Source organism: Cytophagales bacterium (genome assembly GCA_019456305.1).
Taxonomy (GTDB): Bacteria; Bacteroidota; Bacteroidia; order Cytophagales; family VRUD01; genus VRUD01.
The window spans coordinates 31,300-50,521 of sequence record VRUD01000012.1 but is presented as its reverse complement, the minus strand read 5'-3'; the positions used below and the strand labels follow the sequence as shown (position 1 = coordinate 50,521).

9 protein-coding genes and 1 tRNA gene are annotated in these 19,222 nt (G+C 41.9%); 5 read left to right on the top strand and 5 right to left on the bottom strand.

Features of this window, described 5'->3' with window-relative positions; all coding sequences use genetic code 11:
* Window positions 1–2: 2 nt before the first annotated feature.
* The 4 genes from FVQ77_04170 to FVQ77_04155 all read right to left on the bottom strand — a co-directional run bounded on the left by FVQ77_04170 (window position 3) and on the right by FVQ77_04155 (window position 14,450).
* Window positions 3–12,443, bottom strand: coding sequence for a PKD domain-containing protein (locus FVQ77_04170; protein ID MBW8049529.1), 12,441 nt, complete (start codon window positions 12,441–12,443; stop codon window positions 3–5).
* Window positions 12,444–12,464: 21 nt separating this feature from the next.
* The gene (locus FVQ77_04165; protein MBW8049528.1) at window positions 12,465–12,872 is read right to left on the bottom strand and encodes a hypothetical protein; all 408 of its coding nucleotides are present in this window, start codon (window positions 12,870–12,872) and stop codon (window positions 12,465–12,467) included.
* Between the two features lie 5 nt (window positions 12,873–12,877).
* On the bottom strand, window positions 12,878–13,405 hold the full coding sequence (locus FVQ77_04160) for a Uma2 family endonuclease (protein ID MBW8049527.1): 528 nt from the start codon (window positions 13,403–13,405) through the stop codon (window positions 12,878–12,880).
* 319 nt (window positions 13,406–13,724) lie between these two features.
* On the bottom strand, window positions 13,725–14,450 hold the full coding sequence (locus FVQ77_04155; protein MBW8049526.1) for a PorT family protein: 726 nt from the start codon (window positions 14,448–14,450) through the stop codon (window positions 13,725–13,727).
* A gap of 152 nt (window positions 14,451–14,602) precedes the next feature.
* Between FVQ77_04155 and FVQ77_04150 the strand changes: the two genes are divergently transcribed.
* The 5 genes from FVQ77_04150 (at window position 14,603) to ygiD (ending at window position 18,079) form a co-directional block, all read left to right on the top strand.
* Window positions 14,603–14,679 (top strand) — tRNA-Arg (locus FVQ77_04150).
* A 35-nt stretch (window positions 14,680–14,714) separates the two neighbouring features.
* Window positions 14,715–15,995 (top strand): T9SS type A sorting domain-containing protein, encoded by a 1,281-nt coding sequence (locus tag FVQ77_04145; protein MBW8049525.1) that lies wholly within the window; start codon window positions 14,715–14,717, stop codon window positions 15,993–15,995.
* A gap of 79 nt (window positions 15,996–16,074) precedes the next feature.
* Window positions 16,075–16,728, top strand: a complete 654-nt coding sequence (locus tag FVQ77_04140) for a YceI family protein (protein ID MBW8049524.1) — start codon at window positions 16,075–16,077, stop codon at window positions 16,726–16,728.
* A gap of 2 nt (window positions 16,729–16,730) precedes the next feature.
* A complete protein-coding gene (locus tag FVQ77_04135) occupies window positions 16,731–17,198 on the top strand; it encodes a peroxiredoxin (protein MBW8049523.1) in 468 nt (155 codons plus the stop codon).
* The gene (gene ygiD, locus FVQ77_04130; GenBank protein MBW8049522.1) at window positions 17,195–18,079 is read left to right on the top strand and encodes a 4,5-DOPA dioxygenase extradiol; all 885 of its coding nucleotides are present in this window, start codon (window positions 17,195–17,197) and stop codon (window positions 18,077–18,079) included. Before FVQ77_04135 ends, ygiD begins: the two co-directional genes overlap by 4 nt.
* A 586-nt stretch (window positions 18,080–18,665) precedes the next feature.
* Here the strand turns inward: ygiD and gldH are convergent.
* The gene (gldH, locus tag FVQ77_04125; protein ID MBW8049521.1) at window positions 18,666–19,136 is read right to left on the bottom strand and encodes a gliding motility lipoprotein GldH; all 471 of its coding nucleotides are present in this window, start codon (window positions 19,134–19,136) and stop codon (window positions 18,666–18,668) included.
* Window positions 19,137–19,222: the final 86 nt, after the last annotated feature.

The following is a 19,222-nucleotide window of genomic DNA, read 5'->3' as shown; positions in this document are numbered from 1 at the left end:
ATTTACCGCACAACATAAACCCACTTATGCTTCGGCCTTTTATCAGCAGCTTTGATCAGGTAGTAATAGGTGCCATCAGGAACAGGTGAACCATTTCTGTAGTATGTACCATCCCAGACATGCCTTGCCTTTACATTTTCATTATCATAAATGCCATCACTATTCTTCCATACCACATCTCCCCATCTATTGAAAATGATTACTTCAATCGGGCTGCAAGGCGCTATGTTAGCAATTATCCAGAGATCATTAACCTCATCGCTGTTGGGTGAAAAACTATTATAGGGTTCTGGATTACACGCACAAACTACATTCACCGGTCTAAGTACAGTACATCCATTGAGATCAGTAACAACAACATCAAAGGTTCCTGCTACTAAATTAGTTACAATACTATCCTTTTCGTTGGTTAAATCAAGTTGTCCGGTAGGATCACTCCATTGATAAGTATAAGGTGGTACTCCTCCGGTTACTCTTATAGTCGCGCCACAGCTTTCTGATAAAGTATCAATTGTTGTTATCAGGGTATCGTAAATTCTACTGATCATTACCGTATCTAAAATGGTACATCCGTTATTATCGGTTACTGTTACAGTATCAATTCCTTCAGTTAAGCCCGTTGCTGTTTGGGTAGTATCGCCACTTGTCCAGTTGTATGTATAGGGAAGAGTTCCCCCTGTTGGCAATATTGATGCAGTACCTTGGCTATTGGTACAAATTTCAGGTGTACGCTTTTTTGTTGCAAACAATGAAGCAGGCTCGGTAATTGCTATTGAATCTTCTGTAAAACAGCCCAGGATAGTATCTAATATAGAATATTGATAAGATCCCGGGCATAAACCAACCACAGTAGTATCAGCTAAAGCGATAGCAAAACTATCCCTGTCAAAAAAGTAAAGATAAGGGCCATTACCTCCTCCACTGGGAGATATCGTAACACTGCCATCACATAATCCTTTACAGCTTACATCGGTAATAGTTGTACCGGAAGAAAAAACGGACGATGAGATTGAAACGCTTGAATTGGTCACACATCCTATACTATCTGTCACAGTTACACCATAAGTTCCGGCACATAGGCTTGTGACAATTGAATTTGTTTCTCCAGGTATTATTATTCCAAGCGAATCCTTCCACTGATAGGTGTAAGGAGGTATTCCGCCTAAAATAGAAACCATGGCAGTACCATTACAGGCAAAGGTGCAGCTTTCAGGAGAATTAGTGATGTTAGCAGTTAAAGCAGCAGGTTCGGGAACCAAAATACTATCCTCAGTGAAGCAACCATTATTATCTGTAACCGTAACCGCATACCATTGAGCGCCATATAAACCATAAACAGTATCAGCGCTCCCTGCTATTGGTGACCAGCTATAGGTATAGGGTGGTGCGCCTTCCTTTACGGTAACTGTAACGATTCCATTGCTATCGCCTGTACAAATTATTTGCTGTAAAATGAGCAAAGTGTCAATAGCAGGGCCCGGAATATTATCAACAACTACGTTTATGCTGTCCATACATCCGTTCGTATCTGTTACCGTTACGGTATAGGTCCCGGTTGCTAAACCGGTAGCAGTATCATTGGTTTGAACCGGAAATGTGTTCCATGAATAAGAATAAGGAGAAGCTCCACCGCTTGTATTGACCATAGCTATGCCACTGGACCTGCCGCAGGTATCAGCCAATGAAGTATCCAATGATAACACAAGGGTAGGTGGTTGACTGATTGAAAAAGTATCAGATTCCAGGCAGTTATTGTCATCTGTAACCAATACGGTATAGGTACCAGGGCACAAGTTGGTTGCAGTAAGTGCAGAATCATTTGTAGCAGGCCAATAAGAAATATAGCTTGGAGTACCGCCTGAAACGGTAACTGTAATTACCCCATCACAAAACCCACTACAACTTATGTTTTGAATTAAAACAGGCGTTATTACAATGGTATCCGGATCAACAAGTATTACCGTGCTGCTATCTCCCGGACAGCCATTTGCATCTGATACATATACAATATGGGTGTCTGCACATAAGCCAACAGCAGTTACGGTTGTCTGTGCTAAAGGATCATCCCATTGGTAGGTGTATGGAGTAGTTCCGCCAGATGAACTGACCGTAGCCAGTCCATTACAAGCTCCGGGACAAGTAGGTGGAGTTTGGGATGAAATGGCAGCGTTAATAGGAGATGGTTCTGTAAGGGTGGTGTCTGCAGATGCAATACAGCCGTTTGAATCTGTTACTACAACAATATGAGTTCCTGCTGTAAGATTGTTAGCGGTAGCTGTTGTATCTCCATTATCCCAGCTAAAGCTAAAAGGCGGAGCGCCTCCGGATGCTATGGAAACCGTTATTGAACCGCTACTATCTCCAAAACAGGTAAGATCAACAATAGAATTTAGTGAAAGTGTAGGTATGGGTTCGTCATTCACATTGGCAATCGCTGAAGTATCACATCCGGTAGCATCTGTAACGGTTATTGTATATACGCCTCCTGGCAGCCCCGTAGCAATTGATGAAGTGGATACTGTATCTCCACTGCCATTTACCCATAAATAAGTATAAGGAAAAACGCCACCGATCACAGTAGCAGATGCAGTACCATTGGCAGAATCACAAGTAGCATCGGTAGTGATTATTGGCGCTATATCAAGTAAGGGGGCAGCAGCAACTGTAACATCAGCAGCAGAGATACAGCCATTACTATCAGTAATTTGAACCGTATAGGTGCCGCCACATAAGCTGTCTGCCGTTGGAGTGGTCTGGAATAGAGGATCATTGATCCATAGATAGCTGAAAGGCGCTGTCCCCCCGATTACACTTACCGTGGCTTGCCCGTCACAGGCATTGTAGCAGCCCTCATCTACCGTAGTAAAGGCAGCAATTAAAGAATCCGGCTCACTGATCGTGATCGTATCAAAAGCTTTGCAGCCATTTACATCCGCTACAGTAGCAGAATAAAACCCGGCACATAAAATATTCCCTGTTGACGCACCGGTGGTTGAATTAGAGTCATCCCATAAATAGGTATATGGAGAAGTCCCGCCTGCTGCACTCACAACAGCAAACCCGTCACATAAACCAAAACAGCTTGCATCCCCGCTTGAAATAATCGCAGCCGTTGGAGACCCTACATCTATAACTACGACAGTAGCAGAATTCAGGCAGCCGGTTGAATCTGTAACAACCACAGTATAGGTTCCTGAAGGTAAACCGGTAGCAGTATCAGTTATTTGTGAGCCCCCATCATTCCACTGGTATGTGAAAGGAGCTATGCCCCCTGAAACAATATTTACAAAAGCTGCTCCATTGCTGCTGTCACAGGTAGCATCTATTGTGCCGGTTGTAAGCACAATAGCAGGCGGCTCATTCACAGTAACACAGGTATCCCATGTACAATTGTTCGCGTCTGTAACTGTTACACAATAAGTAGCTGCGCATAAGCCGACAGCAGTAGAAGTATCCTGACCATCTGACCATAAATAGAAATAAGGAGGAAATGTGCCTCCTAAGGGTGTTACCGTGGCTAAACCATCACAGTAGCCATTACAGGAAGCATTCGTGACTGTAACCGTTGCAGTTAAAGGAGGCGGTTCACCAATGACTGTAGCGCCCGCAGCAAAACATCCGGCAGCATCCAAAACAACAAGCGTATAAACCCCGGTAATCAAGCTGTCGGCAATTGAATCATTCCCTCCGTAAGACGTCCATGAATATGTATATCCTGGCGTGCCTCCTGTAACTGTGGCTGTTGCCACACCGGAACTATCGCCATTACAAAGAGCGCCAGAGGAAGAAATGTTAATATTTATTGCATCTGGTTTAGTAATGACCACCTGTGCAATAGAAACACAGCCCACTGCATCAGTCACCGTTACTGTATGTGTGTCTGCACATAACGTTGTTGCAGTAGAATCAGGATCTGAATTGTCCCATAAATAAGTAAAACCAGGCGTACCCCCTGTCATTGTAACAGTGGCTGACCCATCACAAGGAAAATTAAAACAGGTTTCATTCTTATTCAAGGTAATTGTTGGCGTACCGCCACCTAAATCACTAATTGTTACAGTGGCTGTTTGTGTACAAATATTGGAATCAGTAACCGTAACTGTATAAATTCCTGATAGCAAGTTAAAAGCAGTATCATTTGCTTGCACAGGAAAGGTATTCCATGAGTAAGAATATGGAACAACACCGCCTGTAACGATCACAGAAGCTTGTCCGTCATTCTGACCGCAATTTGCGTCAATCGTTGAGGTTGTCAATACTAACGAATCGGGTTCGCTGATGGTTACACTATCTGTAGCTGTACACCCATTACCATCTGTCACAGTAACACAATAATTGCCGGCAATCAGGTTGGTTACATCTTCGCTCGTGGGCCCGTGGCACCATACATAGGTATAGGTAAGCGTACCACCGGTAACAGTAAGATCAATTGCCCCGTCAGAACCTCCGTTACAACTGGCATTCGTAGCTGAATCGGTTGCTATGAGTATTGCAGGTTCGGTAATGATGATGGTATCAGATAATGTACATCCAATGGAATCTGTAACAGTAACAATAAAAGTGTCAGCGCAAATATTGGTCAGGTCTTCTGTAGAATCTCCACTTGACCAGGAATAAGTGTATGGAATGACGCCGCCTATTACGCTTAGATCCGCTGCTCCGTCACAGGCGCCATTACAACTAAGATCTGTTCCTGCAATGTTGGAAGTAAGCGCAGCAGGTTCACTAATTACAATGCCGGTGATAACCGTGCATCCGTTGCTATCGGTAACGGTAACATCATAAACGTTTGCACATAAGTTTATTAGATCTTCAATACTATCTCCACTTGTCCATGAATAAGAATAGGGTAAAATACCGCCTGCAACGGTTAGGTCTGCTGCACCATTACAATCTCCGTTACAACTTACATTTGTTCCGGCTATGGCTGCGGTTAGCGCCAATGGTTCAGTAATGATCACAGTATCTGAAGCTGTACATCCATTCGTATCGGTAACGGTAACGTTGTAGGTATCAGCACATAAGCCGGATATGTCTTCTATGGTAGCAAGGTTTGACCACAGGTAATCATAAGGCGCTGTACCACCTGTAACGGTCAGGTCAGCCACACCATCACAGGCGCTGTTACAGCTTACATTTGTTCCTGCTATGGATGCAGTAAGCGCTAAAGGTTCAGAGATGATCACCGTATCCGCAGCAGTACAACCATTGGCATCGGTAACCGTAACGTTGTAAGTATCGGCACATAAGCTAAAAACATCCTTCGTTCCTGCTCCGTTTGACCATAAAAAAGTAGTTGGCAGTGTGCCACCCGTTACAGTCAGGATTGCTGTACCGTCACAAGCTAAGTTACAACTTACATTTGTTCCGGCTATGGCTGCGGTAAGTACGTTAGGTTGTGTAATGATCGCAGTATCTGATATTGTACATAAATTGGTATCGGTAACGGTTACGATAAAAGTATCAGGGCACAATGCTGAAATATCCTGGGTTGTAAATCCGTTTGACCAGAGGTATGTATAAGGCGAGGTGCCGCCTGCCACTGTCAGATCTGCTGACCCGTCACAAGCTCCGAAACAACTCACATTCGTGTCTGTAATGCCGGTGGCAAGTACGCCAGGTTCACTGATAATGATGCTTTCCGAAACGGTGCATCCGTTGGAATCCGTAACAGTAACACTATAAGTAGCTGCACATAAGCCGGCCAGGTCTTCAATTATATCTGAAGTTGACCATAACCAGGAATAGGGAAGTGTGCCTCCTGAAACCGTTAGATCTGCTGCACCATTACAAGAGTCTTTACAACTCACATTCGTACCGGCTATGCCGGCAATAAGTGAATCAGGTTCAGTGATGATCACGCTGTCTGATATAGTACATAAATTAAGATCGGTAACCAAAATATAAAAAGTATCAGCGCATAAACCGGCTATATCTTCAGTAGTAGCTGTATTGGACCATGAAAATATATAAGGAAAAGTTCCTCCGGTAACGGTCAGATCGGCTGCACCGTCACAGGTACCGTTACAGCTTACACTTGTATCTGTAATAGCTGTTGTAAGAGGGGGAGGTTCGCTGATGGTAACAGAGGCGGTTGTATCACATCCGTTTGTATCGGTAACGGTAACCGTATAAGTTCCTGCAATCAAGTTTACGGCAATGGATCCCGTTCCACCGTAAGGCGACCAGGAATAGGTATAACCCGGTGTACCACCGGAAACAGAAACTGTAGCGCTGCCTGTACTATCACCATTACAAGCCACCGGCACATTTGAAGTAATGGAAGCTATCAGGACAAGTGGTTCTGATATGGTTACTGTTGCTGTGGCTACGCATACTAAATCATCAGTGATGGTTATTGTGTAAGTTCCGGCTTGTAAACCTGTAGCAAATGAATCAGTACTTACAGCAGGAGGTGACCAAGACCAGGTGAAGGGTCTCACACCACCAGAACCTGTCGCTGTAGCGCTGCCATCATTGCCTCCATTACAACTAACATTTATACTATCTACTATACTGGCAGTGGGAGCTCCGGCATCGTTTACGGATATGGTTATTGAATCACTGCAAAGATTTGCGTCTGTAACCACAACCGTATAGGCGCCTGCAGATAGTCCTGTAATCGTATCGGTAGTTTGACTACCCGGTGACCACAAATAGGTATAAGGGCTCGTACCGCCTGAAACGAACACTGATGCCTCTCCATTTGCTATCCCGCAGGTGGCATCTACGCTACCGGGGGTTAGCGTCATGGCAGCTGGTTCATTTACCGTATAGCTTGTATCAAAAGTACATCCGTTGGAATCTGTCACTGTTACGTTGACTGTATCCGCACATAAACCGGTTGCCGTGTCGTTTATCTGGAATGAGGGATCATCCCATTGATAGGTATAGGGTGATGTACCACCTGAAGGAGTTACAGTAGCATCACCGTCACATACGCCATTACAGCTTGCATCATTTCCTGCGGTAGAAGCAGTTAATACCGGAGGCTCAATGATGGCAGCGGTTGCAGAATCCTGGCAGCCGTTTGCATCGGTTATGAGCGCCTGGTAAGTACCTGCGCACAAGCTATCAGCAGTTGGTGTGGTTTGTAAAAATGGATCATTCCATTGGTAAGTATAAGGGGTAGTTCCGCCAGAGACGCTGGCGCTTGCTTGTCCGTCACAGGCGCCATTGCAGGTTACATCCGTGCCTGAAACGGTAAGCGCAATAGGGGTTGGCTCAATAACAATTGCACTGTCTGAAGCTGTACATCCATTAGAATCCGTGACCGTTACGCTATAAGTTCCCGGACATAAACCGGATATATCTTCTGTAGTATCAGTATTGGACCATAGATAGGAATAAGGCAGCGTACCCCCTGAAACGGTAAGGTCTGCTGATCCGTCACAGACGCTGTTGCAGCTAATATTGGTACCAACTACATTAGCCGTCAGCAGAGGGGGTTCCGTGATAATAACAGTTTCTGAACCTGTACATAGATTGGAATCGGTAACCGTAACGCTAAACGTATCCGCACACAAGCCGGAAATATCTTCTGTGGTTTGAAGGTTTGACCATAAGAACAAATAAGGCAGTGTGCCGCCTGTAACGGTCAGGTCTGCCGATCCATTACAAAATCCATTACAACTAACATTAGTTCCGGCAACGGCAGTTGAAAGAACCAAAGGTTCGGTAATGATCACTGTGGCGCTATCCTGGCAGCCATTCAAATCGGTAACGGTTACATCATAGGTACCGAGACACAAGCCTCCCATCAGGTCTTGCGAAGTTTCTCCACCGGGGCTCCACAAATAAGAATAGCCGGGTGTGCCTCCGGTAACAGTAAGGTCTGCCGATCCGTTACAAGCTCCATTACAAGTGACATTTGTTCCGGAAATGGTTGTTAAAAGAACCGGAGGCTCATTTATGATCACCAAATCTGAAATGGTACATCCGTTGGAATCTGTGACGGCAAGATTAAATGTGTCGGCACACAACACCGAAATATCTTCAGTTGTAGGTCCATTTGACCACGAAAAGGTATAGGGTGTAGTACCACCGGTAACGGTTAAGTCGGCAGCACCGTCACAGACACCATTACAAGTAATATCCGTACCTGCTATTAAGGTTGCAAGTGCTGTAGGTTCGCTGATCACTGTACTTACGATCACCGTACATCCATTGGCATCCCTTATGGTATCAGCATAAGTACCGGCACATAAAGCCGTTATATCTTCGGTGGTTTGAAGGTTTGACCAGGAGTGGGAATACGAGGGTATGCCGCCTGAAACGGTCACATCTGCAGCGCCATCACAAACTCCATTACAACTGACATTTGAATCAACAATGCTTGCCGTTAGCAAAGGAGGTTCACCGATGACTATAGCATCAAACATATTGCACCCATTCACATCAAAAACATCAACAGTATGCAGACCTGCACATAAACCGGATATATCCTGGGTAGTTTCAAGGTTTGACCATAAATAGGTATAGGGTGGCGTTCCACCGACAACGGTCAGATCTGCCGCACCATCGCACACACCATTACAATTTAGACTGTCGCCAATAATGAGTGTACTTAAAACAGGAGGTTGGTTGATAATAACAGTTGCAGAATCCTGGCAGCCATTGGTATCGGTAACCACTACCTGGTATGTTCCTGCACACAGGCTATCAGCAATTGCGGTAGTTTGACCTGCAGGATCATCCCATTGGTAGGTGTAGGGACTTGTTCCACCCGAAACGGCAGCAGAAGCAGTGCCATCACATACTCCATTACAAAGCAGATCGGTGCTTGTAGCAGCAACTGTGAGAAGGGGAGGTTCAGTTATAATAACATCAATGGAATCCTGACAGCTATTGGAATCAGTTACAATCACCTCGTAAGTACCTGCACAAAGACTCGTTACATCTTGGGTTGCAGGGCCATGCGACCACGCATAAGTATAAGGGGTAGTACCGCCTATAACAGTGAGATCTGCTGCACCATCACACATGCCATTACAAATAAGGTTGGTTCCGGAAACGGATAGTGATAATGCTGTGGGCTCCGTAATTACTACAGAAATAGAATCCTGGCAGCCATTCGAATCGGTAACAACAACCTGGTAGGTACCGGCACAAAGCCCGGTTACATCCTGGGTTGTTGGACCATGCGACCACAAATATGTATAAGGTGTAGTACCTCCTGTAACGGTTAGGTCAGCCGTTCCGTTACATACGGCATTGCAGATAAGGTCGGTTTTTGAAATTAACAAGGATAATAAAGGCGGTTCTGTAATCACAATTACAGCGCTGTCCTGGCAGCCATTCACATCAGTAACGGTGACATCATAAGTTCCGGGACATAATCCTATCAGATCTTCGGTAATTTCTCCACCAGGGCTCCACAGCCAGGTATATGGCCCTGTTCCTCCTGTAACTGTAAGGTCTGCTGCACCGTTACAAACTCCATTACAGGTAACATTGGTTCCGGCAATAGAAGCTGTTGGTTCAGGAAAAACCGTTATGACTATTGAGAAAACAGCAGAACAAACTCCATTGGTCACTGTTTGTATAACGGTATAGCTTCCGGTATCAGCATAAGTATGGGTGGGATTTTCTAATGTGTTTGTACCCATATCTCCAAAACTCCAGGTATAGCTTATCCCAGGTCCAGGAGGCGTTCCCGTATTCGTAAAAATAAAGTTGTTGCCGGTTAAACATTGATTTCCATTGTAGGTAAATCCGGCTAAAGCAAGCGGGCCATCATTCACTGTGTCAGTTGCAGTTGCCGTGCATCCATTGGCATCTGTAACCACCACTGTAAAAATACCGGCACATAGTCCTGTGGCAGTAGCAGTAGTCTGTGAACCAAGATCATTCCATGAATAAGTAAAACCGGGCGTACCGCCTGAATCAACAACTACCGTAGCAGATCCGTCACAGTCACCGGCACAGGTGGTGGGGGATGTAGTGGTGGATAAGGATATTGGAGCTGGTTCAGAAACGATAACGCAAAGTGTTGCAGCAAAGTTATCAAAAGGTGCGGTACAACCGTTGTTGAAATAAGTAGGATTTCCTGCAAAATCATAGTTAACGGCTGCTCCATTTGATGAACTAAGCAAATCCCTTTCATAAGAAACAATATCAGCGCCACAGCCGGCAAAAGTAACGGTTAATGTTCTGGTTCCGCCTCCTGCTGAATAGTTGGCAAAATGGCCAGTCAGACTGCCTGCACACTGGAATATGATATAAACCGTATCGCTGAGATCCACAAAGCTGGCAAAAGAAGTATTAAAGGCCGTGCTTGTAACCATAATTACCGAAGCACCGGCAGGTATGATACCGCCCGGTGGTTCTACCAGGTACCCGCCACCGGTAATGGTGCTGTTTGCATCAGCCACAAAGACCGGGTCAGTACATACACCCTTCCAGGAATTATTGGGCCAGACAACGCTCATATCAGCAGTATTCAATGAACTGCTCCCAACCTGAAATGCAAACATTTCCTGTTCTCCTTCGTTACCTGCTGTGCATACATCAACCAAAATGCTTGTAATTTCAAAACAAGTTAATAAAAAGCCGCCACAGGTAATTGTACATCCATTAGCATCGGTTACTGTAACGGCATAGGTTCCTGCACATAAACCTGTAGCAGTAACTGTAGTTTGTGATAATGGATCATCCCAAAGATATGTATAGGGGGAGGTACCCCCGGTAACTGCTGAAGCAGAAGCAGTGCCATTACAGGCGCCAAAGCAGGTTACATCAGTTTTAGAAAGCGTTAGGGTAAGGGGAGCCGGTGTTGTAACCGATATTGTAGTAGTATCAGAAGAACACCCATTCTCAATAACATAAAGGGTAATATTTTTTATACCCGAAGTAGACCAACTAATTTGATAGGGCCCCTGTCCGGTTCCTGAGAGGATAATCCCTCCGTCAAAGTCCCAGTTATACGCAGCGCCAACACCCGCTGTGCCGGTATAAGTGACCACAGAGGAATCACCAAAACAAAGTGGCGTTGTAGCGGTAAACGTTGAGGTTGGTGCGGGCGTTACGGTTATTGAAATAGTGGTAATTGTAGATAGACACCCGTTTTCTGTAACCTGCAGCGTAATATTTTTTACTCCTGATGTGGACCAACCAATTGCATAAGGCCCTTGTCCTGTACCGGTGATAATGGTACCGCCAGCAAAATTCCATGTATAGGTTGCCCCTGGTGTTGCGTTGCCGGCATAGGTGATGATAGCGGTATCGCCTATACAGATTGGTGATGGGGAAGCAGTAAAAATGGAAGTAGGCCCCTGGAATACCTGTACGGACGCAGAAGAGACGTCTGTACAACCCGAAGCTGAGGTAGTGGTTAAGGAAATTAAGTACGTTCCCGGTGTAGAATAGGTATGACAAGGCGGAGTAAAGGCAGTAGAATTCATAGAGCCGTCACCAAAATTCCAGTCATAGCTCGTTGCACCAACACTGTTATTCGTAAAGCATGCCGTAACTGAGCCGCATCCTGTATCAGGTGAAACTATTAAAGCGGAAGTGGGCGCCATTTCAAAAGTTCCGCCCCAGGTGAAGTCAAAGCCTACGCCATTTGCAGACCAGTTGTCAATTAAGATCACGTATGTATTTCCTGCAGTAACTGTGATGGGTTGACATTTTTCCTTAATTGACGGTGAACCCATAGCCGGGGGGCAGCCCATGACACCTGACTGCATTCCTACACTCCCGCTGTTGCCAGTTGCAAAATTATAGTTGCAGGAAACTTCAATACCGGGGCAGCCCATAGTAATATCAAAAATTGCCCAGTCATATTCAGCCTGACCACCAACAAGTGTAGCGAGCCATTCCAAAGTACCGGTTTGACCAACGGTAAACTGATACCAGACATCCTGTTGAACAGCATTTAAAAAACATGAAGGTTGTAGGCCACTTGAACCCATAGGCGTGCTTGTGAGACTAAAAGGAGTTTTATCACAAATCAGCGTAGCTGTAGCACAGGTTTTTCCTGGAGCAGGTGGGGGAGTTGATGAGGTGATGCATAGGTCAAAAATCCCTTCCGTACCTTGATTACTTGCTACAGCTATCCAAACCTGTGTACCCGGAGGGAAGCTCCAGGAATCAGTTACTGTACTGCTTCCCATAACTGCTGCACAAGTTTGAAATACACCATCAATACACCCGGTACCGTCTACTACGATCATCGAGTTAGTTAAAGTTGCGGGAGTGACTGTAAAATCATTAACCGTTCCATTAGTTACAAAAGTATACCAAACTTCGTTAACTGCTGAAGTATTACAACCCCCGTATAAAATATTATCACTGGTAGCGCCAACAGTAGTTCCTGTAACGCAAGCAGAACCGGTAGAAAGGTCTATTGGTGTGGCAGTTGCACAATCATTTGATTGGGCGAATAAATTACCGGTAAACCAGTTGTAAAATACGAATAAGACAATGAAGGTTTTTAAATTCATAATTGTCTGTTGAAAATTATCCTAATCTATGCTAATATAGGTAATTTTTTCTAACTTTTGAAAGTTTTTATTTGAAATGACCTTTCTTGGTAATATCATTATCCTAATATCGGGATCTAAATAATAATAAGAAGTATCATTATCCAATCTTCTTTGTTCAATTGTTTCAACAACCTGGATAGGTATAGCAGGCATTTTCCGGGAATTGATCACCTGTATTTGCCAGGTTCCTTCAAGCTCTTTGGATAATTGATTTACAGACTGTTTTACTACTGTTTTTTTTTCATTTGATACCTGGGCAAAAGCCTGACCCCCGGTCCCTCTCCAAAGGAGAGAGGAGAAAAAACAGGTAGAAGAAAATAGGATCATCATCAGCAATATCTTCAAGAATTTATAAGAGCTGCTGTATATAGTTGTTCGAAATATCATAATAATTATATTATTTTATTCATTATTATTTTTACACCGTCAAAAAGTTCAAATTCATCTTCAAAAGTATAATATTCAGGCGTATTATTGCCGTGTTGATATATTGTGACAGTGGAATTTGGAATATCTGTAACAATAATTCTTTTTACCCCTATTGATAAATAATCATTGACCTTTTCCTCAATTCCCTTCCTGCTTTCATATATGATTTCAATAACCAGATCAGGGGGTATTTCAAGCATCCCCACTGGTTTCCGGGGATACGTCTCTTTACTAATGTAAACTACATCAGCAGCTCTGAGGGTAAAGGGCGCTTTACTGATCACTATGCCAATTTCTCCTACTGCAACATACCCCTTTTTCCCAAAATGTTTTCGTAATAAATCGGAAAAAATACTTTCAAAATTTCCGTGTAAAAAGCCAGCAGGTGACATATCTATATGTTTTCCATTAATAATTTCATAATTTCCGTCCGGTAAAAAAGTCAGATCATTGTAAGTATAAATAGTATCTTCTACAAGTGTGTTGTTCATTGTAAGAAAAATTAAAAAGTGAAAGGTGAAAAATAAATAAGTAATAAAATTATGGTCTAATAGACAAAAGTTGGTGCTTTTTATTAGTAACTAAATTTCATCAATTACTTTCTTTTTCCGAGAAACTGTATTATTTGTGAAAAGCCCATCAAAAATTATCGTTAAGCATGTCCCGAAAGGAACCTTTCGCTCCATCCCCCTTAATCCCGACTAGCAAGGGATGAACTTTTGAAAGCCCAAATATACTATTATATTTTATAATATCCAACTTTTATATATCTTTTTTTAATAAAGAACTAATCAAAGAAATTCCACCATCCTAAATCATTAAAGTAAATCCAAGCATTAATGGCGTCATCTCAGGGGCTTTATCTTTCTTAAACATTTTTGACAGGCTGTAATAACCAAACAGGTTCAGCCCCCCATAACCTATCCTGGTGGTAACACCATATCTGAAGGGTTCTATGAAAAAATTACTATGTAATTTTTCTTTGATAGTTTCACCGTCTTTCTTATATTTCACTTTGGTATGTGCCTGGATAAGCAAACCAATCTTACCGCCCAGTGCGAACATAAATGCTTTTTTCTTTTCTTTATGACTTCTGTACATAAATTCTATAGGTATGTCAATATAATTTACTGATAATTTGGATTTTTTATAGGTACGATCAGTGTTGAAAGTATCATTAGAAAATATTAGTATTTTATTATCCAGCGTATCTATACCTTTATAGATCAAAGTGTTTTCTTTTTCAAAATTATAATTGTCCAATCCCACACCGAAACCCGGATTAAAAGTAAGCTTTTCAGTACCTAACTCTATTTCGTACATATAATAAATGTTCAAACCCTTTGATTTCCAGATGTTCAGCTCAATATCTTCAGGAACATTGGCCCATTGATTAAAACCGATATCAAAAATAAGATTACCTGGTATATCGGGTTTTTTGGTACTACCCGTGGGAGTAGCTGGTTTATTATTCTGAGCAAATGAATAATTTACAAAGCAAGTTAAGGCTAGTAAAGATAATTTTAGATTTTTCATTTTATTAGATTTTAGTTTCTCTTGTATTTGCGGGCAAATATAATAATAATTTACCGGTTTATGACTGATTTTGTTTTTTTAGCATATAATTATCTAACTTTGTTTTTTACAAGATTACTAAATCTCAAAATCAACAAATCAACAAATGAATCGGACCTGTAGCTTAACTGGATAGAGCAGCACACTACGGATGTGCAGGTTGGGGGTTCGAATCCCTCCAGGTTCGCCAAACGTCTTTCTTTAAAAAAACTAAAACCTAAAGCCATGAACTCCAAAATAAGTATTAAAAATAGTTTTGTGGCCAAATTGGTAGCGCTTATTCTGCTATCAGGTTACGGCTACGCAAATATCATTTCCATACCAAATGATTACCCGACAATTCAGCAAGGTATTGACGCTGCAACTGCCGGGGACACGGTTCTTGTTTCACCCGGTACTTACTTTGAAAACATCGATTTTACCGGCAAGAATATAATCGTAGGCTCCCTTTTTCTAACAACAGGTGATAAATCTTACATAAGTCAAACTATAATTGATGGCAGGGATAGCAGTAGTGTAGTCACCTTTAAAAATGGAGAAGACACAACAGCAATGATAACCGGATTTACAATAAGAAACGGATTGGGGGCAAGTTGGCTGAATGGTTCAGGTGGAGGCGTATCCTGTATTAACTCCTCTCCAACTATAAATCATAATTTAATTGATTCAAATACTGTATCTTTTGCATACGGAGGTGGTATTTATTGTGAAAATTCGTCTGCTGTCATCACAAGGAATAATATTATCTATAATGGGGGTGGTTACAACTTTATTGGAGGCGGTGTCGCTTGTAAAGGCGGTGAACCCTATATAGCGTATAACTTAATAACAGGTTCATGGGGTGATTCACCACACGGTATTGATTTAGTTAATACCTCTGCCAAAGTGGTCAACAACACAGTTGTATATAACGGAAATGGAATATTAATCCGGGATACCTCGTCAGTAACTATCACCAATACAATAATATGGGGGAATAACAGCCAAAGTATATTCATAATAGATACTGTAAATAATACCGTAATAATATCATACAGCAATATAGAAGGTGGATGGACTGGAACGGGCAACATGGATCTAAATCCTGTTTTTGCAGATACCAACAATTTTGATTATAACTTGCAGTCCGCCTCACCCTGCATTGATGCTGGTGACCTTAACAGCCCGAATGACCCCGATGGTTCAAGAGCGGATATGGGTGCGCTGTTTTTTGACCAGAGCGTTGGGATCAATGATGACCCTTTTGCAATTACTCAGGGTAGTATTGAAGTGTATCCAAATCCGATCAGCACTTCAGCCACTATTGCCATTTCAGGTGTGCCGGACAATACCGGGCCGGTTTCATTTTTTCTCTACGATCTATTTGGCAGGGAAGTAAAACGATTAGAGGGTATTACGACAAATAAATTTAAAATTACAAGAGAAAACCTCGCCATTGGAATGTATTTCTTCAAATTGCAAAACGAAAGGCAAATTATTAAAACCGGGAAAATAATAATGGAATAAAAGAATAAATGAGTAATCATATATAGAATATTTTACACTTCCTTATCATACTTCTTCAAATATTTTGTTTATTTGCAAGATGAAAAAAACATTTACACAATGGAATCGCACAAGCCTGATATTTTGCTTAGCAGGTTTCGTAATTCTGTGCCTTGCTGCATTTACTTTTAATTGGAGTAAAGATATAAATTCCGGTATCGCATACCAGGACAATCCTGATCTGTCAGAGGCAGTTGGTACATGGGGAATTGATGCCAGCAATTCAACCATCGGTTTTAAAATCGGAAACATGTGGGTAATGAATGTCAAGGGTACAATGGGAGGGCTGAAGGGACAAGTTGTTATTGCAAAAAATATCAGCGAGTCAATTATTGAATTGTTTTTAAAGCCCGGAACGATAAATACAGGTATAAAAAAGCGGGATAATCACCTGAAAAGCGATGATTTTTTTGATGTTGAAAAATATTCTTCAATTACTTTTAAAGGCAGTCGTATTAGCCAGGTGGATAAAGGGTATATCGCAAAAGGGGATCTGACCATTAAAGATGTTACCAAAACCGTTGAAGTTCCATTTAATTACAACGGTTTGGAGGAAAAGAACGGAACCATGGTAGCGAAGTTTTCGGGTAAAGTTACAATTGACAGAAAAGATTTCCACCTGGATGATTATGGCGGGATGGGGGTGGATGATGAAGCCGTTGTAAGCTTCACCATAGAAGCAAAGAAATTATAAATATGAAAACGGAAACAGAAGATAAAGCACCGGATTTTGAACTTCCTGACCAACATGGCAATAGCGTACGGTTATCTGATTTAACGGGCACAAAAAATATAGTACTTTATTTTTACCCCAAAGATGATACCCCCGGGTGCACCATTGAGGCAAAAGCTTTCAGAGATAATTATGAAGTCTTTACCGAACAAGGAGCAATGGTAATTGGAATTAGTTCAGATTCGGAAGATTCGCATAAAAATTTTTGTGCAAAATACGACCTGCCTTTTACTCTACTGAGTGATCAGGGAGGCAAAGTTAGAAAACGATATGGAGTGACTAAAACATTAGGGTTTTTTCCAGGGAGGGTGACTTATATAATTGATAAGCAAGGAATTATCCGCCACATTTTTGATTCTCAGTTAAATCCCCAGCAACATATTGATGAAGCACTGAAAATTCTTAAAACTATGAATAAAGATCAATTATGAATCGCATAGAATTTTTAAAAGCAATTGGGTTAGGAACCTTAGCAATGGGAACAATAAAATTGTCATCTTTCGCTAAATCTTTAAAGGAATTACCCGAATCAGATGAAAAAATGCCTGTTTTGTTTTGTGGGCACGGGTCGCCTATGAATGCCATTGAGGACAATGATTTTACAAAAAGTCTTGGAAAGTTAGCAGCCCGGATACCGACTCCCAAAGCGATACTCTGTATCTCAGCACATTGGCTGACAAGAGGCACTTATGTGAATGGTTCTGTCAACCCAAAAATGATCTATGATTTCTCCGGTTTTCCGCAGGAACTCTATAAAGTGAAATATTCTTCTCACGGCTCACCGGCATTGGCAAAGGAAGTACAATCCCTTGTGAAAAAGACGGAGGTAAAATGGGATACCGATTGGGGCTACGACCATGGTACCTGGGCGATTTTGAGGCGATTATATCCTAAAGCGGATATACCTCTTTTTCAAATGAGCATTGATTATTACAAACCTGCTCAATATCATTATGACCTCGCAAGGGAATTAGCGTCCCTCCGGAAAAAAGGAGTATTAATTATAGGAAGCGGTAACATTACTCATAATTTAAGCATATTTGATTTTTCAGATATAAATGCCAAGCCCTTTGATTGGGCAGTAGAGTTTGATGAAAAAATAAAAGATGCTTTGCTTGATGGCAACTACCAGGCCCTGATTGATTATCGCGATTGGGGCAAAATTTCAAAATTAGCGCATCCTACACCAGATCATTACTACCCTTTAATTTACAGTATTGCATTACGGGAAAAAAATGAAACAATTACTTTTCCCTATGAAGGTTTTCACCACGCTTCCGCCTCAATGAGATGTGTTAGGATAGGTGATTAAGTTAACCAACTTTCCGTCATCCAGTGGATGGCGCTATACCAATGACCATTGAATAACCAATGTCAAATTTTACATTCATTATTCGGTGTTTGATATTCGATATTTTTTTGAAGTCAATTTAAAATGTTATTCTATTCCTGTTTTCGTCACCCCTCTTTACTTTAAATTGTAAGTTATTGAATATCAGTAAGTTAGTTGCTATCAAAGATATATTCTTGGGTGTTTCGGCTTATATTTGGGGCATATTGTACGCAAAAAACTGAACAAAAGCGGGAGCACCAGTTTGTTATACCGTTCACCTCACCCCCCGGCCCCCTCTCCACTAACGTGGAGAGGGGGAGTTTTTTCTAATTTCTTTTTTTGTTCCTCTGCAGTCTTGATTATAATAGATGTATTCAATATTTTATGTTCTACCCTTCAAAGTTCCCCCTCTCCACGTTAGTGGAGAGGGGGTTAGGTGAAGTCGTTAATTTAAACAGGGTCTTTAAAATATAAATTGCCTAATCGTTTCATCCGAGTACCCGGGATCCCCCCCCCCGAGTACTCCCCGATAGGATCGGGATAGGCGGGGTGATTTCGCTGAAGCTCAACAATCCGGGCTACAATCTTCCTTTTCTATGATCAACCCCACCTCCATCACCATCGGTAATTGGTCAGCTACAAGCTGTTCTATTTCAAATTTGTAGGTTCCTGTTTCATAAAACCTGATACCTTCCTCAACCTGTATCTCAATATCCCAATAATCGCCAGCGCCTAAGGCTTTCCAGTCACCATTTTCATCTTTTAATTGCAACTCATATCTTTTTTCATTTTGCCGGCCGGAGGGGGTAGTGGTCGTCACGTTAATGATCAGATTGTTGAAAATATAATAGGTTCCATGGCTTATGGCAATAATTAATTTATGGGTAGAAATTGTATCTTCAATCTCCACTTCAAAGTTAAGTTTATTACTGCTTTCCCAGACCATACCAGGGATTCCTTCGTATTCATTGTAAATACGGTTTGGGTTGCAGGCAAAGAAACTTACTAATAGTAAAAGACAGGTGATCTTTTTCATTTCAATAAAAATTTTGTATATAAGCCTGATTTTTTATATTTTTGTAAAATAAACAAAAATGACTATCCGCAAAGATAAACAAAAGT

Coding starts and splice junctions, on each gene's coding strand:
- FVQ77_04140 (MBW8049524.1), top strand. CDS start 16,075: ATGAAAAAAACATTTACACAATGGAATCGCACAAGCCTGATATTTTGC.
- ygiD (MBW8049522.1), top strand. CDS start 17,195: ATGAATCGCATAGAATTTTTAAAAGCAATTGGGTTAGGAACCTTAGCA.
- gldH (MBW8049521.1), bottom strand. CDS start 19,136: ATGAAAAAGATCACCTGTCTTTTACTATTAGTAAGTTTCTTTGCCTGC.
- FVQ77_04145 (MBW8049525.1), top strand. CDS start 14,715: ATGAACTCCAAAATAAGTATTAAAAATAGTTTTGTGGCCAAATTGGTA.
- FVQ77_04155 (MBW8049526.1), bottom strand. CDS start 14,450: ATGAAAAATCTAAAATTATCTTTACTAGCCTTAACTTGCTTTGTAAAT.
- FVQ77_04135 (MBW8049523.1), top strand. CDS start 16,731: ATGAAAACGGAAACAGAAGATAAAGCACCGGATTTTGAACTTCCTGAC.
- FVQ77_04170 (MBW8049529.1), bottom strand. CDS start 12,443: ATGAATTTAAAAACCTTCATTGTCTTATTCGTATTTTACAACTGGTTT.
- FVQ77_04165 (MBW8049528.1), bottom strand. CDS start 12,872: ATGATATTTCGAACAACTATATACAGCAGCTCTTATAAATTCTTGAAG.
- FVQ77_04160 (MBW8049527.1), bottom strand. CDS start 13,405: ATGAACAACACACTTGTAGAAGATACTATTTATACTTACAATGATCTG.